We start from the raw sequence: 23,556 nt of genomic DNA, 5'->3' as shown, positions 1-23,556 counted from the left end.
GGTTTTGCCTCGATTGCTTTTATGAAATAAAGGTTAGTAGTGAACGTTCTTTTGTGAGTCATAACATCTTGAAAGTGATGGAGGATCAACTCCCCCATCACCGTTCAATAAGCTTATTCTTTTGTGACGACATCTTTTTCGTTCTCTGTCGACTTCACTTCTGGAACAATGGCATCCGCGCTATGATCATCATCTTCATCAAAGTTTTCCATATTAATTTCTTTTTCGTCGCTAGTCAAAATGGTTACATCCATACCTAAGCTTTGCAGCTCTTTAATCAACACTTTAAACGATTCCGGCACACCTGGTTCTGGTATGTTCTCACCTTTGACGATTGCTTCATATGTTTTCACACGACCGACGACATCGTCCGATTTGACTGTAAGTATTTCTTGCAATGTATATGCAGCGCCATACGCTTCGAGCGCCCACACTTCCATTTCGCCGAAGCGCTGCCCGCCAAATTGCGCTTTACCGCCAAGTGGTTGCTGCGTAACGAGCGAGTACGGTCCCGTTGAACGGGCATGAAGCTTATCGTCAACCATGTGAGCAAGCTTAATCATGTACATAATACCGACAGATACGCGGTTATCAAACGGCTCACCCGTTCTGCCATCGTATAAAACCGTTTTTGCGTCACGCGGCATTCCTGCTTCTTCTAAAATGTTCCATACGTCTTCTTCCATAGCCCCATCAAATACTGGCGATGCAATATGGAGGCCGAGCTTCTTCGCTGCCATACCGAGATGCAATTCGAACACTTGCCCGATATTCATACGCGACGGAACGCCTAAAGGGTTTAACATAATATCAATTGGAGTACCGTCTGGTAAGAACGGCATATCTTCTTCCGGTAAAATTCGCGAAATAACCCCTTTGTTTCCATGGCGTCCTGCCATTTTATCGCCTTCGGAAATTTTCCGTTTTTGCACGATATAAACACGGACAAGCTGGTTAACACCTGGCGGAAGCTCATCTCCGTCCTCGCGGTTAAAGACCTTCACATCAAGGACAATACCGCCGCCACCATGTGGAACTCGAAGAGACGTATCACGCACCTCGCGCGCTTTCTCACCGAAAATAGCATGTAACAGCCGTTCTTCTGCTGTAAGCTCCGTCATTCCTTTCGGTGTTACTTTACCAACGAGCAAATCACCGTCTTTTACTTCCGCGCCAATGCGGACAATTCCACGTTCGTCCAAGTTCCGTAGCGCGTCTTCACCGACGTTTGGAATATCGCGCGTGATTTCTTCCGGACCAAGTTTTGTATCACGGGATTCTGCTTCATACTCCTCGATATGGATGGACGTATATACGTCTTCTTTGACAAGACGTTCGCTCATGATAATCGCGTCTTCATAGTTGTATCCATCCCATGTCATAAAGGCAACCAGTACGTTGCGGCCGAGTGCAAGCTCACCTTTATCCATGGATGGACCATCTGCTAAAATTTCTCCTTTTTCAACGATATCGCCTTTTTTCACAATCGGGCGTTGATTGTAACAAGTCCCTTGGTTCGAACGAACGAATTTCAAAAGACGATATTTATCAAGATCACCTTTTACTTCTTTTCCGTCCACTTCAATGAGGCGGCGAACCCAAATTTCCTTTGCCTCCACTCGTTCGACAATACCGCGATGTTTACAAATAACAGCGGCACCGGAGTCTTTTGCGGACACATATTCCATTCCTGTACCGACAATTGGCGCTTCTGGCTCTAACAATGGAACTGCTTGACGCTGCATGTTCGCTCCCATAAGCGCACGGTTCGAGTCGTCGTTTTCCAAAAATGGAATGCAGGCTGTCGCTGCTGATACAACTTGTTTTGGCGATACGTCCATATAGTCGACGCGGTCGCGTTTTACGACAATGTTTTCCCCGCGGAAACGAGCAACTACATTTTCTTCTAAGAACGTTCCATCTTCCGCTAGAGGGACGTTCGCTTGTGCTATAACATAGTTATCTTCTTCATCGGCTGTTAAATAATCAATTTGATCGGTAACTCTTCCTGTCTCCGGATCGACACGTCGATATGGCGTTTCGATAAAACCAAATTTATTTACTTTTGCATACGTAGATAGTGAGTTGATCAACCCAATGTTTGGACCTTCAGGTGTTTCAATCGGGCACATTCGTCCATAGTGTGAATAGTGAACGTCACGCACCTCGAAACCTGCGCGTTCACGAGTTAAACCACCCGGTCCTAACGCAGAAAGGCGGCGTTTATGCGTCAATTCAGCAAGCGGGTTCGTTTGGTCCATAAATTGTGAAAGCTGTGAGCTTCCGAAAAACTCTTTAATCGCTGCAATGACAGGACGAATGTTAATCAGCTGTTGCGGAGTGATCGTGTTTGTATCTTGAATGGACATGCGCTCACGAACCACTCGCTCCATGCGTGACAAGCCAATCCGGAATTGGTTTTGCAATAATTCGCCGACAGAACGAAGACGGCGATTTCCTAAATGGTCAATATCATCCGTGTCACCGACTCCGTGTAATAAGTTAAAGAAATAGCTAATCGAAGCAATAATATCCGCAGGAGTAATATGTTTCACATCTTCGGCAATATAGCCGTTGCTGATGACATTAATAACTTTTTCTCCATCCGCGTCGTTTGGTGAATAAATTTTAATAGACTGTAACGCAAATTCTTCATCCACTACGCCACCGACAGGTTTATAAACTTGTAATCCAACGCCGTTTTCAAGGTACGGTAAAATTCGATTTAACGTTCTTCGATCAATAAGCGTTCCTTTTTCCGCAATGATTTCACCAGTTTCCGGATTTACCAATGTTTCGGCAAGACGTTGGTTAAACAGACGGTTTTTAATATGAAGTTTTTTGTTAATTTTATAACGTCCAACGCTTGCTAAGTCATAACGTTTTGGATCAAAAAAGCGGGAGATTAACAAATTTTTCGCGTTTTCAATCGTCGGTGGTTCACCTGGACGCAAACGCTCGTAAATTTCAATGAGCGCTTTTTCAGTGCTATCCGTATTATCTTTTTCAAGCGTGTTGCGAAGATATTCATTATCACCGATTAAATCGATAATTTCCTGATCGGAACCAAACCCGAGCGCACGAAGAAGCACCGTAACTGGTAGTTTACGAGTGCGATCAATACGGACATATACAACATCTTTTGCGTCTGTTTCGTATTCTAACCACGCACCGCGGTTCGGAATAACCGTTGCCGAATAACCGCGTTTTCCGTTTTTATCAACCTTTTCACTATAATAAACGCTTGGAGAGCGGACAAGCTGTGACACAATAACACGTTCCGCCCCGTTAATGATAAACGTTCCTGTTTCTGTCATTAACGGAAAATCGCCCATAAAGACATCTTGTTCTTTTACTTCACCAGTCTCTTTATTAATTAAACGTACTTTTACGCGAAGTGGTGCGGCATATGTAACATCGCGTTCTTTTGCCTCTTCAACAGTATATTTTGGCTCCCCTAAACTATAATCAATAAACTCAAGAGAAAGATTACCGGAAAAGTCTTCAATCGGGGAAATTTCTTTAAACATTTCCCGCAATCCTTCATCAAGAAACCATTTATAAGAGGAAGTCTGAATCTCAATAAGATTTGGCAATTCTAGCACTTCACTAATACGCGCGTAACTTCTTCGTTGGCGGTGTCGTCCATATTGAACTAGTCGGCCTGTCAACTGATTCACCCCTCAAAATTTAAACATTAATCAAAATGGAAGGTAAACCTTCAGCTATAATGGAGAAAAAAAGAAAATGGTTTCTATTATAGAAAACCATATTTTTACCTGTTTATTGATTTTATCATTCTTCCCATTATGGATAAAATTATACGTCATATCCTTGCGATGAAATGTACATATTTAGCATTTTATAATACTACCACAACCATAGAATACTGTCAACATTTTTTTGACTTTATGATATAATATCCTTTTTTCTTTGTCACAACTTCTACATACGAGAATATTTCCTGCAGTTTTTTTAATGCAGAAGGAGCCCCTTGTTTTTTCTGAATCACAACCCATAATTCTCCGTTAGGATAAAGATAGGCAGCACTTTGTTCAAAAATGGCATGAACAACACGTTTCCCAGCGCGAATCGGTGGATTTGTCAAAATCGCAGCAAACTTTTTATCTCCTACTTGCGCAAATAAATCACTTTCATAAATGGAAGCGTTGGTAATATGGTTAGCATGTTTATTTTCATTTGCCAGCTCAAGAGCACGTTTGTTTATATCAATCATGTCTACATGTCGGTTTGGAAATGCCTTGGCAATAGATAAACCGATCGGACCGTATCCGCAACCTACATCTAAAAAATCACCATCTACTTTCGGTTCTTCAAACGTTTCAATAAGCAAGCGTGTCCCAAAATCAACTTCTCGTTTCGAAAATACACCACTATCTGTCGTAAACGTCAGTTCATTGCCCCGCAATGTAAATGCCCACGTATGGGGATTGCTTTCCGACGATGGAGTGGAAGAGTAATAATGTTCGCTCAATGACATCACCCTTCTATTTACTGATTTATTTTCATCATACCCATTTTCTTATAAATAAAAAAGCCCGCTGGTTTCAGCGAGCTTTTTCTGCGCGAATGACAATTATTTCACTTCTACGCTAGCGCCAACTTCTTCAAGTTTCGCTTTGATTTCTTCTGCTTCTTCTTTAGAAACGCCTTCTTTAATTGGTTTTGGAGTGTTATCAACTAAGTCTTTTGCTTCTTTCAAGCCAAGGCCAGTGATTTCACGAACAACTTTGATAACTTTAATTTTTTGCGCACCAGCGTCAGCAAGAATAACATCAAATTCAGTTTTTTCAGCAGCAGCATCGCCGCCAGCAGCACCGCCAGCAACTACTACAGGAGCAGCAGCAGTGACGCCGAACTCTTCTTCAATTGCTTTTACTAATTCGTTTAATTCTAATACAGTCATATTTTTAACCGCTTCAATGATTTGTTCTTTTGTCATCATCAGTTCCTCCTTAATATCATTATGGTTTTATAGCATAAACGAAAGAGAAATTATGCGCTTTGTTCCTCTTTTTTGTCCGCAACTGCTTTTGCAACAAGCGCAAAGTTGCGAATTGGAGCTTGAAGAACGCTAAGCAACATAGAAAGCAAGCCTTCGCGGGAAGGAAGTTTTGCAAGCGCGTTGATTTCTTCAAGTGTTGCAATGTTGCCTTCAATGACACCTGCTTTAATTTCAAGCGCTTCATGGTCTTTAGCAAATTCGCTTAAAATTTTCGCAGGCGCTACAACATCTTCTTTGCTAAATGCAATCGCATTTGGCCCAGTAAGTACATCATTTAATCCTTCTAAGCCAACTTCCGCTAACGCACGGCGAGTTAATGTGTTTTTATACACTTTGAACTCAACGCCTGCTTCGCGAAGTCGCTTGCGAAGTTCTGTAACTTCCGCTACGTTTAAGCCGCGGTAGTCTACGATAACCGTAGATTTGCTGGCGCGGAATTTTTCAGCTATCTCTGCTACAATTTGTTTTTTGAGTTCGATCGCACTGCTCATTTTTACACCTCCTGTGGAAGATAAAATGAAAACACCACTTATACCGCATCAACAAAAAACCTCCATGCCACGTAGACATGGAGGTATCGTAAAACGCGCAAAATGACCTTGAACGCGTTTTTCTATCGTACAAATACCTCGGTAGGATATTAAGCTCCTAAGAGCACCTACTGTCTACGGTACAAATGATATTCATTTTTTCAGACAAAAAACATTTTACTAAAAGGATTGAAAGAAGTCAATATTTATTGCGCTACCGCTACTGTAGACGGGTCTACTTTGATGCCAGGGCCCATCGTTGAAGTAATCGTTACGTTTTTCACGTAAGTACCTTTTGCAGCGGCTGGTTTTGCTTTTAAAATCGCCTCGTAAATCGTAGTGAAGTTTTCTGCCAGTTTCTCGTTATCAAATGACACTTTACCAATCGGTACATGAATGTTGCCGGCTTTATCAACGCGATATTCTACTTTACCAGCTTTAATTTCTTGCACCGCTTTCGCAACATCAAATGTAACAGTGCCTGTTTTCGGGTTTGGCATTAACCCTTTCGGACCTAAAATACGTCCTAATTTACCAACTTCACCCATCATATCTGGAGTAGCGACAACAACGTCAAAATCGAACCAACCTTGTTGAATTTTGTTGATATACTCTGTATCGCCAACGTAATCAGCGCCAGCTGCTTCCGCTTCTTTTGCTTTTTCGCCTTTCGCGAATACTAATACGCGTTGTACTTTTCCTGTACCATGAGGCAATACAACCGCACCGCGAATTTGCTGATCGGCTTTTTTCGGATCAACACCTAAACGGAACGCAACTTCTACTGTAGCGTCGAATTTCGCAATGTTTGTTTTCTTCACAAGTTCAATTGCTTCTGCAATCGGATACGCTTTGAAGCGATCCACAAGCTTTGCTGCTTCTAAATATTTTTTTCCTCTTTTTGGCATGTAAAATTCCTCCTTATTGTGGTTTTAGCGGAATGACCTCCCACGAATAAAGGTTGCGAAAAGGATTTCTCCTTATAGTCGCAACCTCCTCAGCCAACTTTATGCACATTAGTCTTCGATAACAATACCCATGCTGCGGGCTGTACCTTCAACCATGCGCATCGCAGCTTCGATGCTCGCTGCGTTTAAATCCGGCATTTTCATTTCGGCAATCTCGCGCACTTTATCGCGTTTGATTGTCGCTACTTTATTACGGTTTGGTTCACCAGAACCAGATTCAATGCCGGCCGCTTTTTTCAATAATACTGCAGCTGGCGGAGTTTTCGTAATAAATGTAAATGAACGGTCTTCAAAAACCGTAATTTCAACCGGAATAATTAAACCCGCTTGGTCAGCTGTGCGAGCATTGAACTCTTTACAAAATGCCATAATATTAACACCGGCTTGACCTAACGCTGGACCAACTGGTGGTGCCGGATTTGCTTTACCTGCAGGAATTTGTAGTTTCACGACTTTTATAACTTTTTTTGCCACGAGACACACCTCCTTAAGTCCGTGATGTGGTATTAGGGATTGTCCCTCCCACTCATAAGGCTAACTATAGCCCTTTTCCGTATTCTCTCGTTTCGGTTGAGAGGATCTGCGTGTTAGAAAAACGCTCCCTTATACAAACTTGTATAAGTTCATTGCCAAATGCAAACCAATTGTTTGCCTCGATTCACGAGACATACTGACTTTAAAATATTATCACTTTTCTATTTCGATTGCAAGTTGTTTTCCATTATATTTTTTCAATTTGTGAAAACTCAAATTCCACTGGTGTTTCGCGACCAAACATATTGACAAGCACTTTTACTTTTCTCTTATCTAGATCGATCTCTTCAATTTTACCGGTAAAGTTAGCAAAAGGACCTTCTTTCACCCTTACCGTTTCATTTAATTCATAGTCTACATCGATCTCCGTCAACGGCATACCCATTCGTTTTAAAATCATTTCGACTTCCTCTTCAAGAAGTGGCGTTGGTTTTGAACCTGCCCCGCTTGATCCAACAAACCCTGTTACTCCTGGCGTGTTGCGTACTACATACCAGGAATCATCGGTCATCACCATCTCCACTAACACATACCCTGGAAATACTTTTTTCTTTGTTGCCTTCTTCTTTCCGTTTTTTGTATCTGTTTCCGTTTCTTCAGGAACGACGATGCGAAAAATTTTATCTTGCATACCCATTGATTCCACGCGCTTTTCCAAGTTGGCTTTTACTTTATTTTCATAGCCTGAATACGTATGAATGACATACCAATTTTTCTCCATCGATGAGGACTTGACTGTCCTTTCCCTCCCTAAATCGGTTTGGTTTCCTTTTTTAAGCAAAACAAAAACCCGTTACCGGGCTATACGTTCGCTTTATTATCTTTCATTATATCATATGGGCAAAAGACTTATTCAAAAACAAGACGAATTAATTTAGAAATACCTAGATCAACAATAGCGAAAAAGACCGTAAAAAACACAACGGTGGCCAATACAATAGCCGTATAATTGACAAGTTCTTTTCGGCTTGGCCAGCTTACTTTTTTCATTTCCCGTGCTACTTCTTTAAAAAAATTCATTATTCGTTGCATGATTAGTAACCTCCAACAAACCTACGAGCTGCCCACATTGCTTTATTTCGTTTCGCGGTGGGTCGTATGCATATTGCAAGTTTTGCAAAATTTGCTCGTTTCAAAGCGTTCTTGACAACGGTTGACGTTTTTCATTGTAACATAATTTCGACTATTGCATTGACTGCAAGCTAAAATAATTTTTTTCCTCATGAATGTCCCACCGTTCTAAAGGATGTCCATAAAAATTTACCATACACGTATTCCTATGTCAATGACTTCAGGAAAATAAAAGTCTTCTCCTAAAGACTAATTTCACGATATTCCAAATATTTTTCCAGTTTTCTTTTTACGCGCTGAAGGGCGTTATCAATCGATTTGACATGGCGATTTAGCTCTTCAGAAATTTCTTGATATGAGCGACCATCTAAATATAAAGCAAGCACTTTCCGCTCCAAATCGCTGAGCAGTTCGGTCATTTTCACCTCGATATCATCGACTTCCTCGCGATTGACGATCAGTTCTTCTGGATCCATCGCTTTCGTTCCAGAAATGACATCCATCAGCGTCCGGTCTGATTCATCATCATAAATAGGTCTATCCAAAGATACATAAGAATTAAGCGGAATATGTTTTTGTCTTGTCGCTGTTTTAATTGCAGTGATCATCTGCCTTGTAATACAAAGTTCTGCAAACGCTTTAAAAGAGGAAAGCTTGTCCCCTTTAAAATCGCGAACCGCCTTATATAAACCAATCATTCCTTCTTGAATGATATCTTCCCGATCGGCGCCGACTAAAAAATAAGAGCGCGCTTTGGCACGTACAAAATTTTGATACTTATGAATCAAAAAATCTAGCGCATCTCCATCCCCTTGATGCACAAGTTCAACTAATTGCTCATCTTCCAAATGTTTATAGTTTTTATATGTTTTTTCTTTGAAGCAATCGCACACGCTGATCCCCCCGACCGCATAAATCACTAGAATTTATTATACAGTACAAATTTTTACAGCGTCAACCGCTCATTTTTGCCCTCTTCGCCATCTTTCGAAAATTTCAGCAATTTCATCTGTCAATGGAACTTTAGACATAGGAGTTTGTTCTTGTATATTTTGTAATTTTTTTGAAATAGCCTTTTCGATAGACTCCATTTCGACTAAAAGTTCACGTGCCGACTTACGCAACGCCCCTTGACTAAAAATCGTCCATTGCTCCGTATAATCCGACGTGGCGACATACACCTTTGTTTGCACATTAATTAAGCTTTTTGCTAACCTTTCAATCCGTTCATCCGCTGTCTCATTTTCTTTGGTAAAAATAACTTCGACTTGATGATCTTTATATTTTTTCTCATTCCCTTGTATGAGGTGCGCATCGAAAACGATAATGACTTGATCTCCAGTAAATCCTTGGTACTCGGCCATTTTGGAAATCAATAAATCCCTTGCCGCAGCAAGGTCATCCTCCTCTTTCAGCTTGCGAAGCTCCGGCCAAGCACCGATCATGTTATAGCCATCGACAATCAGAATATTCATCGATTTATTCTCCTTGCGGATAACGTTTGCGGTACACCTCATACATGAGAAGACTTGCAGCGACAGAAGCATTCAATGACGTAACATGCCCTCTCATCGGCAAATGAATGAGAAAATCGCATTTTTCTAAAATGAGCCTTCCGATTCCTTTTCCTTCACTGCCAATGACAAGAGCCAGCGGCATCGTTCCGTCAAGGGAGCGATAGTCATCTTTTGCTTTGGCATCTGTTCCAACAATCCATACACCGCGCTCTTTTAATTCATCAATCGTTCTCGCTAAATTCGTCACTCGCGCAACGGGGACATATTCGATCGCACCTGTCGAAGCTTTTGCTACCGTTGCTGTCAATCCTACAGAACGGCGTTTCGGAATAATGATTCCGTGGGCGCCTACGGCATCAGCCGTTCGCATAATCGAACCTAAGTTATGTGGATCTTCCAATTCATCAAGAATGAGAAAAAATGGCGGTTCGTTTTTTTCGGATGCTCGCGCAAATAAATCATCCACCTCGTAATAACGGTACGCCGCAACTTGAGCGACAACTCCTTGGTGCGCCCCTTCCACCATTTGATCAAGCTTTTTTTTCGGAACATATTGCACAAGCACACCATTTTGCTTAGCAAGCTGAATAATCGGTTGGATAGAGTTGCGCTGCACACCTTCTGCTATCCAAATCTTGTTAATTTCCCTTTCTGATTTCAATGCCTCGATGACAGGATTTTTTCCAATAATAAAATCCATTGCTACAACTCCCTTTCCTCACCTTCAATAATCGCAAAAGAACAGCGAATAATCTCCTCAACTCGTTTTTCATTATTTCCTAAAAAATGATAGCCAATAAGCGCTTCAAATGCTGTACTATATCGGTACGTCTGCACATCCGTGTTTTTGGGAATCGTACCAGATTTGGCGTTTCTTCCTCGGCGAACGACCGACTGCTCTTCTTCTGTTAATAATTCATTTTCTAATAATGTTAACAACACTTTTGCTTGTGCTTTCGCTGATACATATTGAATCGCTTGTTTATGAAGCTGATGCGGCTTCACACTTCCGTTTGAAAGAAGGTGATGCCGTACATAAAGTTCGTATACGGCATCCCCAATGTAAGCAAGCGCTAATCCGTTTAGTTGTTTTACATCTTTGATCGGCTGTAAAAGACTCATCGCATCTTATCCTCTTTTCCATCTCGTACCTTGCGGCGTATCTTCTAAAATAATGTTTTTCGCCTTTAATTCATCACGAATTTGATCCGCTAAAGCAAAATTCCGATTTTTTCTCGCTTCGTTCCGCTTTTGAATAAGCGCTTCGATTTCCTCGTCCAATAATTCCTCTTCTTGCAACGTAATACCCAGTACATCTAACAGCTGTTCAAATTCACGCAAAAATGCATGAATGACGCGTTCGGACGTATTTTTTTCCAACAAATATAAGTTCGCTTGTTTCGATAGCTCAAATAACACGGCAATCCCATTGGCTGTGTTAAAATCATCGTCCATCTCCCGAATAAATGCCTCATGTTGCTCTTGAATGCGCGCAAGCCATTGATCATCATCATCGGTTAAGTTCGTGCTGCTTTGCAATCGATGTTTTAAATTAAAATAGGACGTTTTTAACCGTTCCAATCCTTTTTTCGCGCTTTCTAATAATTCTTCACTATAGTTAATCGGATGTCGGTAATGAACAGAAAGCATAAAGAACCGTAATACTTGCGGATCGATTTGCTGGATAATATCGTGAACGAGCACAAAATTACCTAGCGATTTTGACATTTTTTCGTTATTAATATTTAAATATCCGTTATGAAGCCAATATTTCGCAAACGGTTTTCCTGTTAACGCTTCTGATTGTGCAATTTCGTTTTCATGATGAGGAAACGTCAAATCTTGACCACCGGCATGAATATCAATCGTATCCCCTAAATATTTACGCGCCATTGCCGAGCACTCGATATGCCATCCCGGACGCCCTTTTCCCCACGGGCTATCCCAGCAAATTTCGCCTTCTTTTGCCGCTTTCCATAACGCAAAATCAAGCGGATCTTCTTTCTTTTCCCCTACTTCGATGCGCGCTCCCGCTTTTAGTTCATCAATAGATTGATGCGAGAGTTTTCCATATTCTTTAAATTTCCTTGTACGATAGTACACATCCCCGTCTACTTCGTATGCATAACCTCTATCGATTAATGTTTGAATAAATTCAATAATCGTATCTATATTTTCCGTTACGCGTGGATGAACATCCGCTTTTTTGCATCCAAGCGCTGTAATATCTTCAAAATACGCTTGAATAAAACGCTCCGCGATTGTCGGCACATCTTCTCCTAATTCGCGCGCCGCCTTAATTAACTTGTCATCCACATCCGTAAAATTGGAGACGTATTTCACTTCATAACCGCGAAACTCTAGGTAACGGCGAATCGTATCAAACACAATCGCGGCGCGGGCGTTCCCAATATGAATATAGTTATATACGGTTGGACCGCATACATACATTTTTACTTTATTCGGTTCTAACGGTTCAAACAGTTCCTTTTTTCTTGTTAACGTGTTATAAAGTCGAATGCTGCTCATCTTCGACCTTCCTTTCCTTCTTTAAGCTTTCAATTTCTTCACGCAATCTTGCAATTTCTGCTTCTAACTCTTTAATGCGATCGGCAACCGGATCTGGCAAGTCCGTATGATTTAAGTCTTTTTTCACTTTCACACCATTGCGGACAACCACTCGTCCCGGAATGCCAACAACCGTGGAGTTCGGTGGAACGTCTTTCAACACAACAGAACCTGCTCCGATTTTTGAGTTTTCTCCAATCGTAATGGAACCGAGCACTTTCGCACCTGCTGCAATTAAGCAGTTGTCTTTAATCGTTGGATGGCGCTTTCCTTTTTCTTTCCCTGTTCCTCCTAATGTTACACCTTGATACACAGTTACATTATCTCCAATTTCACATGTTTCGCCAATCACCACACCCATGCCATGATCGATGAAAAAGCGGCGGCCGATTTTCGCTCCCGGGTGAATTTCAATGCCTGTAAAAAAGCGGCTAATTTGCGAAATAAGGCGGGCAAGAAAGTAAAATTTACGCTTATATAATGCATGAGCAATACGGTGCGCCCAAATCGCGTGAAGGCCAGAGTATGTTAAAATAACTTCTAAATAGCTTCTTGCTGCTGGATCTTGCTCAAAAATCACCTCAATATCTTCCTTAAGTGTTTTAAACATATGATCCTCCCTCCACTTTCATCAAATTTGCGGAAAGTACATCTATGAAAAAAGCGTCTCTGTGCCAATGACACAGAGACGCTTCTAGGCGCGGTTCCACTCTGTTTAGCTAAACGATTCGTTTAGCTCACTCCAATCTGATAACGGAGAAACTCCGCTCCTATCTACTACAGAACGTCTCTGCTCTGGTTCGAAAGGAGGCTCCGAGGGGCATTTCAAAAACATCGGTCATGAATCACTTCCAGCCAAGGTGATTCTCTCTGGAATGCCAATGTTTTCTACTTCTCCTCGTCAACGCTTTTTCTATATTTTATTTTTACTATATGAAAAACGGATAAAAAGGTTAATGAATTACTTTTTCTAATCGGCTTATAACTTTTTCCTTTCCTAATAATTGAATCGCAAATGGCAGTTCCGGGCCGTGTGTTTGCCCTGTTACCGCAACGCGAATCGGCATAAACAATTTTTTCCCTTTTTGTCCTGTCGCTTTTTGCACCGATTTAATTGCCGCTTTAATATTTTCTGCCGTAAACGGCTCAAGCTGTTTCACTTCTTCTAAAAATGTTTTTAACACATCAGGGACTTGTTCGCCAGCTAACACTTCTTTCGCTTCTTCATTATACTCAATGTCTTCTTTAAAGAACAACTCCGATAGCTCTACAATTTCCGCTCCATAACTCATTTGTTCTTGGTATAATGCAATTAAATCACGCGCCCATTGACGTTGTTCTTCACTCATTTGTTCTGGCAGGCGGCCGGCTTTAATCAAGTGCGGCAATGAAATTTCCACTAATCGGTCTAAGTCTAATTTTTTAATATATTGGTTATTCATCCATGTCAACTTTTTCGTATCGAACATCGATGGTGATTTGGACAATCGGGAAACATCAAAAATACGAATGAGTTCCTCTTTCGAGAAAATTTCTTCTTCCCCTTCTGGTGACCATCCTAATAGTGCAAAGAAGTTAAACAACGCTTCTGGCAAATAGCCAAGCTCTTTATATTGAGAAACAAATTGAATAATCGATTCATCACGTTTTGAAAGTTTTTTGCGATTCTCATTTACAATTAACGTTAAATGAGCAAATTTCGGCGGCTCCCACCCGAAATAGTCGTAAATCATTAACTGTTTCGGCGTGTTCGATAAATGTTCTTCACCGCGGAACACGTGGGTAATTTTCATTAAGTGGTCATCAATAACAACAGCAAAATTGTATGTTGGGATGCCGTTTGCTTTCATAATGACCCAATCGCCAATATCTTTTGATTCAAACGTCACTTTTCCACGTACGATATCTTCAAATTCATATACTTTTCCTTCAGGTACTTTTACACGAATCGTATACGGCTTTCCTTCTGCTTCCAATTGTGCGACTTGTTCTTTCGTTAAATGGCGGCACTTTCCGCTATATTGCGGTGCTGCAATCCCTGCCGCTCTTTGCGCTTCCCGCTCTTTTTCCAGCTCTTCTGGCGTGCAGAAACATTTATACGCATATCCTTTTTCTAAAAGTTCATTCACGTATTTACGATATATATCGAGACGTTCTGTTTGGCGATATGGACCGTATCCGCCGTCTTTATCCACCGACTCGTCATAATCAATGCCTAACCATTTTAAGTTTTCTAACTGCGACTGTTCGCCACCTTCTACGTTTCGTTCGATATCCGTATCCTCAATACGTACAATAAATTTTCCATTATGATGACGAGCAAATAAATAGTTAAATAACGCCGTTCTTGCACCGCCAATATGTAAATGACCGGTTGGGCTCGGTGCGTATCGCACTCTCACTTCTTGTGACATCGTCAATAACCCTCCAATATCTAATCAAACTTGTACCACTATTGTACATTTTATATGAGCAAAGTTCAAAATGGATTGTTTGAGGCTATACAAGTAAGCAATATGATGTTTATTTTATTTTTTTTGCAATAATACGACCGCTTGAGCAGCAATTCCTTCTTCTCGGCCAGTAAAACCTAACTTTTCCGTCGTTGTTGCTTTGACATTGACTTGTGACAGTTCTCCTTCTAACAAATTCGCAATGTTTTCTTTCATTTGCTCAATATGTGGCGCCATCTTTGGCTTTTGTGCGATAATCGTGCAATCGAGATTAGCAAGTTCGTATCCTTGCTGCTTGACTAATTCCCATACTTGTTTTAATAATAGCGCAGAATCAGCGTCCTTATAGCAGTCATCGGTATCTGGAAAATGCTTGCCAATATCACCTGCAGCAATTGCTCCTAAACATGCATCTGCGACCGCATGCAACAATACATCGGCGTCGGAATGGCCGAGCAACCCTTTTTCGTATGGAATGCGAACGCCTCCAATGATGAGGGGACGGCCCTCGACAAGCTGATGAACATCAAATCCTTGACCAATGCGAAACATGTAGTTACCCCTCTCGTTATGAAATTACCCAACTTGATAAAATCGCTTCAGCAAATAATAAATCATCCGGTGTCGTTAATTTAATATTGCGGTAATCGCCTTCGACAATTTTTACTTTCCCGCCAATTCGCTCTACAAGACTTGCATCATCTGTGCCAATATAACCATCTTTTTGTGCCTGCTCATGTGCCCTTAAAACGAGAGAAACATGAAAAGCTTGTGGAGTTTGTACAGCCCACAAGCTAGAGCGTTCCACCGTTTCCTCAACAAACTGATCGCGCGCCTTTTTGATAGTGTCTTTAACGCGCACAGCCGGAATTGCCGCACCGTGTTCCTTCGCTTCTTTTACTAATTCATGAATGTGCTCTATAGTAACGAACGGACGCGCACCATCATGAATAAGCACAATATCCCCATTTTTCACCGCTTTCAGTCCATTGTACACGCTATGTTGTCGCTCTTTTCCACCGCTTACGATCGCAGTGATTTTTTTAATATGGAAACGAGAAAATAATTGTTCAAACTGTGTTCTTTCCGCTTCATTAATCACAACAATAATACCACGGCACCATTCATCGTTTTCAAACACTTTTAATGTGTGCACAATTAGCGGTTCGTTTTGAAGTTCAATCAATTGTTTATTAACTCCTGCCTTCATTCGCTTTCCTTGCCCGGCTGCAGGAATGACTACCTCATACATCATCGCTGTTTCCCCTACTCATTCGTTTATAACGCTTTTTGCAATAGCTTTAGCTTCGCGAAAATCATTCTCCCTGCTGATGTTTGTAACACGCTTGTCACCAATACGTCAACCCGTTTGCCTATATAATCTTTTCCGTCTTCCACGACAATCATTGTTCCATCATCTAAGTACGCCACACCTTGATTGTGCTCCTTGCCATCTTTGATCACATGAACGTTTAATTCTTCCCCAGGGAGAACAACCGGTTTCACCGCATTCGCTAAATCATTAATATTAAGGACACGCACATTTTGCAGCTCACATACTTTATTTAAATTGAAATCATTCGTGACGACAACACCTGATGTTAATTTTGCCAACTTCACCAGCTTACTGTCTACCTCTTGAATATCGTCAAAATCACCTTCATAAATTTCCACTTTCATGTCCAATTCCTTTTGAATGCGGTTTAAAATGTCAAGTCCACGTCGGCCACGATTGCGTTTTAACACATCAGATGAATCTGCAATATGTTGCAATTCTTCAAGCACAAAACGAGGAATGACAATCGTTCCTTCTAAAAAACCTGTTTGGCAAATATCCGCAATTCGGCCATCAATAATTACACTTGTGTCTAAAATTTTTACAGGACTGTCTTTTGATAAGCCGGTCTCTTCTTCTGTCCCCTTTTTCTTTGCCATTCGATTGGAAAGAGAAAATAAATTCATTAATTCATGCCGTTTTTTAAATCCGACTTGAAATCCTAAATAACCAAGCAGGATCGTCAAAAATATTGGCAGCACCGTATTGACGACTTGAAACTGAAACGATTGCAGCGGCATGACGACTAAAAACGCAATAATAAGGCCGAAAATAAGCCCTAAACTGCCAAATAAAAGATCAGCAACAGGCACTTTAACGAGCGATTCCTCGACCCAGCGAATCATATCTACAATATAATCTACTAGCCAAAAAGTCATCATAAAGAAAATAAGTGCTCCTAATACCGCTAATGTATATGAATTATTTAATAATGAAATGTCGCTTATATTCATAAGGCGCAACAAATTTGGCAAGAAAACAACACCTAATGTTCCTCCAACAACAAGAAAAAACAACTGAACGATCCGTTTTACCATTTCTTTATTTTCACCTCCCTATTTAACATTATAAACAGTTTCCAATGTTTGAAACCAATCTTTAACATAGTTTTTAATATTTTTTAAATATTTGACATGTACTTGTAAATTTTACTGCAACGTATGTTCAAGTGCCTCGGCAACGTGGGACACACCGATCACGGTTATATGTTTTGGCGGATTCCATCCTGCTAAATTGTTTTTAGGAATAATGATGCGAGAAAACCCTAATTTTACTGCTTCTTGCACCCGTTGTTCAATACGGGAAACACGGCGTACTTCCCCAGTTAAACCGACCTCGCCGATAATCACATCGGACGGGTTGGTTGGCTGATCGCGGAAACTTGAGGCAATGCTTACGGCAATCGCCAAATCAATCGCTGGCTCGTCTAATTTTACTCCCCCTGCCACTTTCAAGTAAGCGTCCTGATTTTGTAAAAGCAGGCCGACCCTTTTTTCCAATACAGCCATTAATAAAGAAACACGGTTATGGTCGATTCCTGTTGCCATCCGCCGCGGGTTGCCAAAACTCGTTGGAGATACTAATGCTTGAATTTCGACTAATACAGGACGAGTTCCTTCCATTGCTGCGACAACGGTTGAACCTGCCGCCCCTCGGGAACGTTCTTCTAAAAACACTTCTGAAGGGTTTTCGACCTCGATAAGTCCTGAATCTCTCATTTCAAAAATACCAATTTCATTTGTGGAGCCGAAACGGTTTTTCACCGCCCGTAAAATACGATACGTATGGTGACGTTCTCCTTCGAAATAAAGAACCGTATCCACCATATGCTCTAAAATTCTTGGACCGGCAATCGCTCCCTCTTTCGTTACATGGCCGACAATAAAAATGGCAATTCCTTTTGTTTTGGCAATTTTCATCAGTTCCGCTGTACATTCACGGACTTGCGATACACTTCCTGGTGCGGACGTAATATCTGCACGGTAAATCGTTTGAATCGAATCAATCACAACACAAGCGGGGCGAACATTTTCGATTGCTTCTGCAATATATTCCAAATCCGTCTCCGCTAATACATACAATTGGTCGGAAGCAATGTGAAGGCGGTCAGCGCGCAATTTCGTTTGTTTTACGGATTCTTCGCCGGATATATATAATACTTTATGTTGCATAGCAGCAAGTTGCGCAGAAACTTGCAAAAGAAGCGTTGATTTTCCAATGCCTGGATCCCCACCGATTAAAACGAGCGAACCTTTCACAATTCCCCCACCTAATACGCGGTTAAATTCAGAAATATTCGTTTGTATGCGCGGCTCTTGCGTTGTGGTCACGGTAGTAATTGGAACTGGTTTTGAGATGATATCATCCGTGGAATGCACAAACACTCCTCTTGTCATTGGCTTTGTCCGCTCAATTTCCTCGACCATCGAATTCCATGTACTGCATCCTGGACATCTTCCAAGCCATTTCGCTGATTCATAACCGCATTCTTGACAAACAAACTTTGTTTTCTTTTTCCCCATCGCTAGAAAACCCTTTCTTTTTCATCGTTGAAACAAAAAGGTATGGGCAGTGAGCCGCCGCATACCTTCCATCAAGAAAACGCCAATTACATCACCGCTTGCTCTGATAAAACGACGAACTCTCCGTCTTTTACGTCTACAATGACTTTTTGCCCTTTGCCAATCGTTCCTTTTAACAGCTCTTCCGACAAACGATCTTCTACATGTTTTTGCAACGCGCGACGCAATGGACGAGCACCGTATTCTAGATCATATCCCTCGGAAACAATTTTTTCAATGGCCGCATCCGTTAACTCTAAATCGATATCTTGTTCTTTTAAGCGTTTTACAAGCTGTTCTGCCATTAGTTTTACAATTTCTTTTAAATGTTGTTTTTCAAGTGAATGGAAGACAATAATTTCATCAATTCGGTTTAAAAACTCCGGACGAAATGCTTTCTTTAACTCGTCCATGACTTTTCCTTTCATGTCTTTATACTTCTGATCTTCATCTTGGATATTAAAGCCGACGTATTTATTCCGCTTTAACGCATCCGCACCGACGTTCGATGTCATAATGATAATCGTATTGCGGAAATCAACCGTTCTTCCTTTCGAATCAGTTAAACGCCCGTCTTCCAACACTTGCAGCAAAATGTTAAATACGTCCGGATGCGCTTTTTCCATCTCATCTAACAACACGACCGAATACGGTTTGCGGCGCACTTTTTCCGTTAGTTGACCGCCTTCCTCGTATCCGACATAGCCAGGAGGCGAACCGATTAAACGAGATGTCGAGTGCTTCTCCATATATTCCGACATATCGATGCGAATAAGTGCGTCTTCATCACCGAACATCGCTTCTGCAAGCGCTCTTGCTAATTCTGTTTTTCCAACACCAGTTGGACCGAGGAAAATGAACGAGCCAATCGGGCGTTTCGGATCTTTTAATCCAGCGCGTGCACGACGAACTGCTTTGGCAACTGCTTTTACTGCTTCATCTTGACCAACGACGCGGGAATGTAAAATTTCTTCTAGTTTCAATAATCGTTCTGTTTCTGTTTGCGCAAGTTTTGACACAGGAATTCCTGTCCAGCTTGATACAACCATCGCAATGTCTTCCACTGTTACTTCAGAGTTTTCCTGACCCTGTTTTTCTTTCCACGCGCGTTTCGTTTCTTCTAATTCTTCACGTAAACGTTGTTCCATATCACGCAAGGAAGCAGCTTTTTCAAATTCTTGGCTTTGTACAGCAGCATCTTTTTCTTTGCGTACTTCCTCAAGTTTTTGCTCAAGCTCCTTTAATTGTGGAGGAGCAGTAAACGAACGAAGGCGAACTTTCGAACAAGCCTCATCGATTAAATCGATTGCTTTATCTGGAAGGAAACGGTCAGTAATATAGCGGTCAGATAATTTTACTGCCTGAATGATTGCTTCATCCGAAATAGATACACGGTGATGCGCTTCATAGCGATCGCGCAATCCTTTTAAAATTTGAATCGATTCTTCTACCGTCGGTTCATCGACGTAAATTGGTTGGAAACGACGTTCTAATGCCGCGTCTTTTTCAATATATTTCCGATACTCATCCAATGTAGTCGCACCAATGCATTGCAACTCCCCACGGGCAAGCGCTGGCTTCAAGATGTTCGATGCGTCAATCGCACCTTCTGCACCACCTGCGCCAATAAGCGTATGGAGCTCATCAATGAAGAGAATGATATTTCCTGCTTGACGAATCTCATCCATCACTTTTTTCAGACGATCTTCAAATTCACCGCGGTATTTTGTACCAGCTACTACCGTTCCCATATCTAACGTCATTACTCGCTTATCGCGGAGTGTTTCTGGAACCTCATTATTTACGATTTGTTGCGCAAGACCTTCAGCAATGGCTGTTTTCCCAACCCCAGGTTCTCCGATTAACACCGGGTTATTTTTTGTACGACGGCTTAACACTTCAATAACGCGCTGAATTTCCTTGCTTCTGCCAATAACAGGGTCTAATCTTCCTTCACGAGCAATCGCCGTTAAATCGCGAGCTAAGCTGTCTAATGTTGGTGTACTTACGTGTGAAGCACCGCCTCCTGAATGACCGGAAACAGACTCATTGCTTCCAAGCAGTTGCAACACTTGTTGGCGCGCTTTATTAAGACTTACTCCCAAATTGTTAAGTACGCGGGCCGCAACTCCTTCACCTTCACGAATAAGACCTAGTAAAATATGTTCTGTTCCTACATAGGAATGGCCAAGCTTTCTCGCTTCATCCATCGATAGTTCAATTACTTTTTTCGCACGCGGCGTATAATGGATCGTATGGGAAACTTCATGGCCGCGACCGATTAACGATTCTACCTCTTTTTGAATTTTTTCTGGCCCAAGCCCTAAAGCCATTAATGCTTTTGCTGCAATTCCTTCCCCCTCGCGAATTAAACCTAATAAAATATGTTCCGTTCCAATGTTATTATGGCCAAGGCGTATTGCTTCCTCTTGAGCTAGCGCCAATACTTTTTGCGCCCGCTCCGTAAATCTTCCAAACATCATTATTCATCACCCTCCATCGCTTTTCTTTCTTCCATTTTTAGACGTTCGCGGATTAATGCCGCCCGTCGAACATCCCGTTCTTCCGGTCTTAGCACGCCGCCTGCATACTGTTGTAAAAATCCAGGTTGAGTTAAAATCATCAGCTCATTTAAAATATTGCGCGAAATATTTTTAATATATCCTAAGTCAATTCCTAAACGTACATCAGACAAACATTGCGCTGCTTCTTTAGATTCAATAACACGGCTATTTGCTAATATCCCATAAGAACGGAATACTCTGTCTTCTAATTGTATGTTTAAAGTTTTGACTAATGTCTCCCTCGCCATTCTTTCCTGGGCAATTAATTGTTGAACAACGCTTTTCAAATCTTCCACAATATCCTCTTCCGACTTTCCTAATGTAATTTGATTTGAAATTTGGAAAATGTTACCTAACGCCTCGCTGCCTTCTCCATATGTTCCGCGTACTACTAATCCTAGTTGGTTGATTGCTGGAATAATGCGGTTTATTTGCTGTGTTAAAACGAGAGCCGGGAGATGCATCATAACAGAAGCGCGCATCCCTGTTCCAACGTTTGTCGGACAGCTTGTTAAATATCCGAGTTTTTCATCAAACGCATAATTGACATGTTCCTCAATCCAATCATCAAGCTCATTAGCCACTTTTAACGCTTCTGTTAATTGAAGACCAGGAAATAAACATTGAATACGAATGTGATCCTCTTCATTAATCATAATGCTTATTTCTTCATTTTCTGAAAGCAAGCACGCCCCAAAAGGAGAATCTTCTGCCAAATGCGGGCTAATTAAATGCTTTTCTACCAATACCCTTTTTTCAATCAGTTGAAGCTCTGACATTTTTAACAATTCAAAACGACCGACAGACGGGTAAAAACGATGAGCAAATGTTTGCTCAAACAATGAAACAATTTGCTGTGCTTCCTCATTGTTAAATACTGTTGGAAACTGAAAATCAACAATGTTTCTTGCTAAACGGATACGGCTGCTTAACACGATATCAGAATCAGGCCCCTCTTGACTCATCCAAGAACTGACCGCCGTATTAAAAAACTTCTCAAACGACATATAACTACATCTCCCCCCCTCGATGTTGATGCAACTGATATTCAAGAGAGCGAATTTGATCACGAACCTCTGCCGCCTTTTCAAATTCTTCTCTCGCCACCAGTTCTTGCAGTTTTTGTTTTAACATAGCAATTTGCTTGCGCAGATGGAGTGTTCCACCTTTTCGTTTCGGTATTTTTCCAGCATGGGTTGTATTTCCGCTATGGAGTCTTTTTAATATTGGTGGTAAATATCTAGCAAATGTGCGGTAACAGTTTGAACAGCCGAAACGACCTGTTTTTGTAAACTGATGATAAGTCATTGCACACTTCTCGCATTGTAAAATATCGGTGCTTTGGAACGGGCTTGACGTCATTTCTTTCATTGGAGATGAAAAATTAAGCAGGCCAGCTAATAAATTATTAAAGGAAAAGTCATCATTTCCGTAAAACATAAACATATCACTATTCTCTTGAGCGCATTGTTCGCAAAGATGAAATTCGGTTTTTTCGCCGTTTATAATTTTCGTAAAATGCACTGTTGCCGGTCTTTGATTGCATTCCTGACATATCAACTTTATCCCCTCCCTACTTATATTTTAGCGATATCAACATCGCTCTTAGCATGCGTGCTCTCAATTCATCACGTTGGGGCAAATCGATGTATAATACAGAACGGTCCATTACGCTTAGCATAATCTTTGCTTCTCGTTCGGTAATTACTTTTTCCTCGACAAGACGATCAATAATATCTTCCGCATTTGATTGACTAATCCGATGCTGGATTAATTCTAACAGTTGATCAATTAACTGTGCTTCACTTTTTGTTTTCACTTTCATAATGCGGATGTAACCACCGCCACCGCGCTTACTCTCAACAATATATCCTCGCTCTAGCGTAAATCTTGTATTAATAACATAATTAATTTGTGAGGGAACACATTGAAATTTATCAGCAATTTCACTTCTTTTGATTTCCACAATGTCTTTACCGCTCATATTTAATACCTGTTTTAAATATTGCTCAATAATATCAGAAATGTTTGGCACTCTACCTCCTCCTTACAAACCAAGTTGACTTTGACTATATTTGACCTTACTTCTACTATATAGTTTATTATAAAAAAATGCAAGGGTCACTCACAAAAATGGCTAGTCATATGATTTCCTTTTTTTTCGAAAATGAAACATGATTTTAGGTAATAAAAGGAAAGGGTAAGCAAATATAGAAAAAAAGAAGCATGCCTTAATGAAAGGCATGCTTCTTTTTACATTGCCTAGCAACGACCTACTCTTGCAGGGGCGCTGGCCCCAACTACCATCGGCGCTGGAGAGCTTAACTTCCGTGTTCGGGATGGGAACGGGTGTTTCCTCTCCGCTATTGTCACTAGGCAAGTTATCAGCCAAATATTATTATATCCAAACAAATAAGCTTGTCAAGAG

At 41.1% G+C, this 23,556-nt stretch carries 24 protein-coding genes, 1 rRNA gene and 2 other annotated features; all 25 genes read right to left on the bottom strand.

Going from position 1 to position 23,556, the window contains the following annotated elements:
- Positions 1-113: 113 nt before the first annotated feature.
- Positions 114-3,671: a DNA-directed RNA polymerase subunit beta gene (rpoB, locus tag DER53_RS05260; protein ID WP_062756067.1), complete on the bottom strand. Its 3,558-nt coding sequence runs from the start codon at positions 3,669-3,671 to the stop codon at positions 114-116.
- Between the two features lie 221 nt (positions 3,672-3,892).
- Entirely contained in the window at positions 3,893-4,495 is a 603-nt protein-coding gene (locus DER53_RS05255) for a class I SAM-dependent methyltransferase (RefSeq protein ID WP_062677083.1), read from the bottom strand.
- A gap of 102 nt (positions 4,496-4,597) precedes the next feature.
- Positions 4,598-4,963, bottom strand: coding sequence for a 50S ribosomal protein L7/L12 (gene rplL, locus DER53_RS05250; protein ID WP_041269549.1), 366 nt, complete (start codon positions 4,961-4,963; stop codon positions 4,598-4,600).
- Between the two features lie 53 nt (positions 4,964-5,016).
- Complete coding sequence (rplJ, locus tag DER53_RS05245) at positions 5,017-5,517, bottom strand: 50S ribosomal protein L10 (protein ID WP_062756068.1); 501 nt, start codon at positions 5,515-5,517, stop codon at positions 5,017-5,019.
- 44 nt (positions 5,518-5,561) lie between these two features.
- Positions 5,562-5,715: a sequence feature (ribosomal protein L10 leader region), on the bottom strand.
- 47 nt (positions 5,716-5,762) lie between these two features.
- Positions 5,763-6,464: a 50S ribosomal protein L1 gene (rplA, locus tag DER53_RS05240; RefSeq protein ID WP_012748873.1), complete on the bottom strand. Its 702-nt coding sequence runs from the start codon at positions 6,462-6,464 to the stop codon at positions 5,763-5,765.
- Positions 6,465-6,572: 108 nt separating this feature from the next.
- Positions 6,573-6,998, bottom strand: a complete 426-nt coding sequence (rplK, locus tag DER53_RS05235) for a 50S ribosomal protein L11 (RefSeq protein WP_012748872.1) — start codon at positions 6,996-6,998, stop codon at positions 6,573-6,575.
- Between the two features lie 247 nt (positions 6,999-7,245).
- Complete coding sequence (nusG, locus tag DER53_RS05230; RefSeq protein ID WP_012748871.1) at positions 7,246-7,779, bottom strand: transcription termination/antitermination protein NusG; 534 nt, start codon at positions 7,777-7,779, stop codon at positions 7,246-7,248.
- A 128-nt stretch (positions 7,780-7,907) separates the two neighbouring features.
- Positions 7,908-8,090 carry a preprotein translocase subunit SecE gene (gene secE, locus DER53_RS05225; RefSeq protein WP_012748870.1) on the bottom strand — a complete coding sequence of 61 codons (183 nt, stop codon included), beginning with the start codon at positions 8,088-8,090 and terminating at the stop codon, positions 7,908-7,910.
- 42 nt (positions 8,091-8,132) lie between these two features.
- The gene (rpmG, locus tag DER53_RS05220) at positions 8,133-8,282 is read right to left on the bottom strand and encodes a 50S ribosomal protein L33 (protein ID WP_012748869.1); all 150 of its coding nucleotides are present in this window, start codon (positions 8,280-8,282) and stop codon (positions 8,133-8,135) included.
- Positions 8,283-8,371: 89 nt separating this feature from the next.
- Complete coding sequence (gene sigH, locus DER53_RS05215) at positions 8,372-9,022, bottom strand: RNA polymerase sporulation sigma factor SigH (protein WP_062677080.1); 651 nt, start codon at positions 9,020-9,022, stop codon at positions 8,372-8,374.
- Between the two features lie 69 nt (positions 9,023-9,091).
- Positions 9,092-9,604, bottom strand: a complete 513-nt coding sequence (locus DER53_RS05210) for an NYN domain-containing protein (protein ID WP_012748867.1) — start codon at positions 9,602-9,604, stop codon at positions 9,092-9,094.
- A 4-nt stretch (positions 9,605-9,608) separates the two neighbouring features.
- Entirely contained in the window at positions 9,609-10,346 is a 738-nt protein-coding gene (rlmB, locus tag DER53_RS05205) for a 23S rRNA (guanosine(2251)-2'-O)-methyltransferase RlmB (protein WP_012748866.1), read from the bottom strand.
- 2 nt (positions 10,347-10,348) lie between these two features.
- Complete coding sequence (locus DER53_RS05200; RefSeq protein WP_062756070.1) at positions 10,349-10,768, bottom strand: Mini-ribonuclease 3; 420 nt, start codon at positions 10,766-10,768, stop codon at positions 10,349-10,351.
- A gap of 6 nt (positions 10,769-10,774) precedes the next feature.
- The gene (gene cysS / locus DER53_RS05195) at positions 10,775-12,175 is read right to left on the bottom strand and encodes a cysteine--tRNA ligase (RefSeq protein ID WP_012748864.1); all 1,401 of its coding nucleotides are present in this window, start codon (positions 12,173-12,175) and stop codon (positions 10,775-10,777) included.
- Positions 12,153-12,824 (bottom strand): serine O-acetyltransferase, encoded by a 672-nt coding sequence (gene cysE, locus DER53_RS05190; RefSeq protein WP_012748863.1) that lies wholly within the window; start codon positions 12,822-12,824, stop codon positions 12,153-12,155. The genes cysS and cysE overlap by 23 nt, the downstream gene beginning before the upstream one ends.
- 71 nt (positions 12,825-12,895) lie before the next feature.
- Positions 12,896-13,128 (bottom strand) — a binding site (T-box leader).
- 39 nt (positions 13,129-13,167) lie between these two features.
- Positions 13,168-14,628: a glutamate--tRNA ligase gene (gltX, locus tag DER53_RS05185; RefSeq protein WP_062677078.1), complete on the bottom strand. Its 1,461-nt coding sequence runs from the start codon at positions 14,626-14,628 to the stop codon at positions 13,168-13,170.
- 114 nt (positions 14,629-14,742) lie between these two features.
- Entirely contained in the window at positions 14,743-15,219 is a 477-nt protein-coding gene (gene ispF, locus DER53_RS05180; protein WP_062677077.1) for a 2-C-methyl-D-erythritol 2,4-cyclodiphosphate synthase, read from the bottom strand.
- A gap of 16 nt (positions 15,220-15,235) precedes the next feature.
- The gene (gene ispD, locus DER53_RS05175) at positions 15,236-15,922 is read right to left on the bottom strand and encodes a 2-C-methyl-D-erythritol 4-phosphate cytidylyltransferase (protein WP_062756072.1); all 687 of its coding nucleotides are present in this window, start codon (positions 15,920-15,922) and stop codon (positions 15,236-15,238) included.
- A gap of 23 nt (positions 15,923-15,945) precedes the next feature.
- Positions 15,946-17,040: a PIN/TRAM domain-containing protein gene (locus DER53_RS05170; RefSeq protein ID WP_012748859.1), complete on the bottom strand. Its 1,095-nt coding sequence runs from the start codon at positions 17,038-17,040 to the stop codon at positions 15,946-15,948.
- Between the two features lie 111 nt (positions 17,041-17,151).
- Positions 17,152-18,525: a DNA repair protein RadA gene (gene radA, locus DER53_RS05165; RefSeq protein WP_062756074.1), complete on the bottom strand. Its 1,374-nt coding sequence runs from the start codon at positions 18,523-18,525 to the stop codon at positions 17,152-17,154.
- 86 nt (positions 18,526-18,611) lie between these two features.
- Positions 18,612-21,047 (bottom strand): ATP-dependent protease ATP-binding subunit ClpC, encoded by a 2,436-nt coding sequence (clpC, locus tag DER53_RS05160; RefSeq protein WP_062756076.1) that lies wholly within the window; start codon positions 21,045-21,047, stop codon positions 18,612-18,614.
- Entirely contained in the window at positions 21,047-22,135 is a 1,089-nt protein-coding gene (gene mcsB, locus DER53_RS05155; RefSeq protein WP_062756078.1) for a protein-arginine kinase McsB, read from the bottom strand. Before mcsB ends, clpC begins: the two co-directional genes overlap by 1 nt.
- Positions 22,136-22,139: 4 nt before the next feature.
- On the bottom strand, positions 22,140-22,688 hold the full coding sequence (gene mcsA / locus DER53_RS05150; protein WP_062756079.1) for a protein-arginine kinase activator protein McsA: 549 nt from the start codon (positions 22,686-22,688) through the stop codon (positions 22,140-22,142).
- Positions 22,689-22,701: 13 nt separating this feature from the next.
- Positions 22,702-23,163 (bottom strand): CtsR family transcriptional regulator, encoded by a 462-nt coding sequence (locus DER53_RS05145; protein ID WP_012748854.1) that lies wholly within the window; start codon positions 23,161-23,163, stop codon positions 22,702-22,704.
- A gap of 225 nt (positions 23,164-23,388) precedes the next feature.
- Positions 23,389-23,505, bottom strand: a 5S ribosomal RNA gene (rrf, locus tag DER53_RS05140).
- Positions 23,506-23,556: the final 51 nt, after the last annotated feature.

Origin of the sequence: Parageobacillus toebii NBRC 107807 (assembly GCF_003688615.2) — a bacterium.
GTDB lineage: Bacteria > Bacillota > Bacilli > Bacillales > Anoxybacillaceae > Parageobacillus_B > Parageobacillus_B toebii.
This window is presented reverse-complemented; position numbering and strand designations above follow the sequence as displayed.

Coding starts and splice junctions, on each gene's coding strand:
- rplL (WP_041269549.1), bottom strand. CDS start 4,963: ATGACAAAAGAACAAATCATTGAAGCGGTTAAAAATATGACTGTATTA.
- rplJ (WP_062756068.1), bottom strand. CDS start 5,517: ATGAGCAGTGCGATCGAACTCAAAAAACAAATTGTAGCAGAGATAGCT.
- rplA (WP_012748873.1), bottom strand. CDS start 6,464: ATGCCAAAAAGAGGAAAAAAATATTTAGAAGCAGCAAAGCTTGTGGAT.
- nusG (WP_012748871.1), bottom strand. CDS start 7,779: ATGGAGAAAAATTGGTATGTCATTCATACGTATTCAGGCTATGAAAAT.
- secE (WP_012748870.1), bottom strand. CDS start 8,090: ATGCAACGAATAATGAATTTTTTTAAAGAAGTAGCACGGGAAATGAAA.
- rpmG (WP_012748869.1), bottom strand. CDS start 8,282: ATGAGGAAAAAAATTATTTTAGCTTGCAGTCAATGCAATAGTCGAAAT.
- DER53_RS05210 (WP_012748867.1), bottom strand. CDS start 9,604: ATGAATATTCTGATTGTCGATGGCTATAACATGATCGGTGCTTGGCCG.
- rlmB (WP_012748866.1), bottom strand. CDS start 10,346: ATGGATTTTATTATTGGAAAAAATCCTGTCATCGAGGCATTGAAATCA.
- DER53_RS05200 (WP_062756070.1), bottom strand. CDS start 10,768: ATGAGTCTTTTACAGCCGATCAAAGATGTAAAACAACTAAACGGATTA.
- cysS (WP_012748864.1), bottom strand. CDS start 12,175: ATGAGCAGCATTCGACTTTATAACACGTTAACAAGAAAAAAGGAACTG.
- cysE (WP_012748863.1), bottom strand. CDS start 12,824: ATGTTTAAAACACTTAAGGAAGATATTGAGGTGATTTTTGAGCAAGAT.
- gltX (WP_062677078.1), bottom strand. CDS start 14,628: ATGTCACAAGAAGTGAGAGTGCGATACGCACCGAGCCCAACCGGTCAT.
- ispF (WP_062677077.1), bottom strand. CDS start 15,219: ATGTTTCGCATTGGTCAAGGATTTGATGTTCATCAGCTTGTCGAGGGC.
- ispD (WP_062756072.1), bottom strand. CDS start 15,922: ATGATGTATGAGGTAGTCATTCCTGCAGCCGGGCAAGGAAAGCGAATG.
- DER53_RS05170 (WP_012748859.1), bottom strand. CDS start 17,040: ATGGTAAAACGGATCGTTCAGTTGTTTTTTCTTGTTGTTGGAGGAACA.
- radA (WP_062756074.1), bottom strand. CDS start 18,525: ATGGGGAAAAAGAAAACAAAGTTTGTTTGTCAAGAATGCGGTTATGAA.
- clpC (WP_062756076.1), bottom strand. CDS start 21,047: ATGATGTTTGGAAGATTTACGGAGCGGGCGCAAAAAGTATTGGCGCTA.
- mcsB (WP_062756078.1), bottom strand. CDS start 22,135: ATGTCGTTTGAGAAGTTTTTTAATACGGCGGTCAGTTCTTGGATGAGT.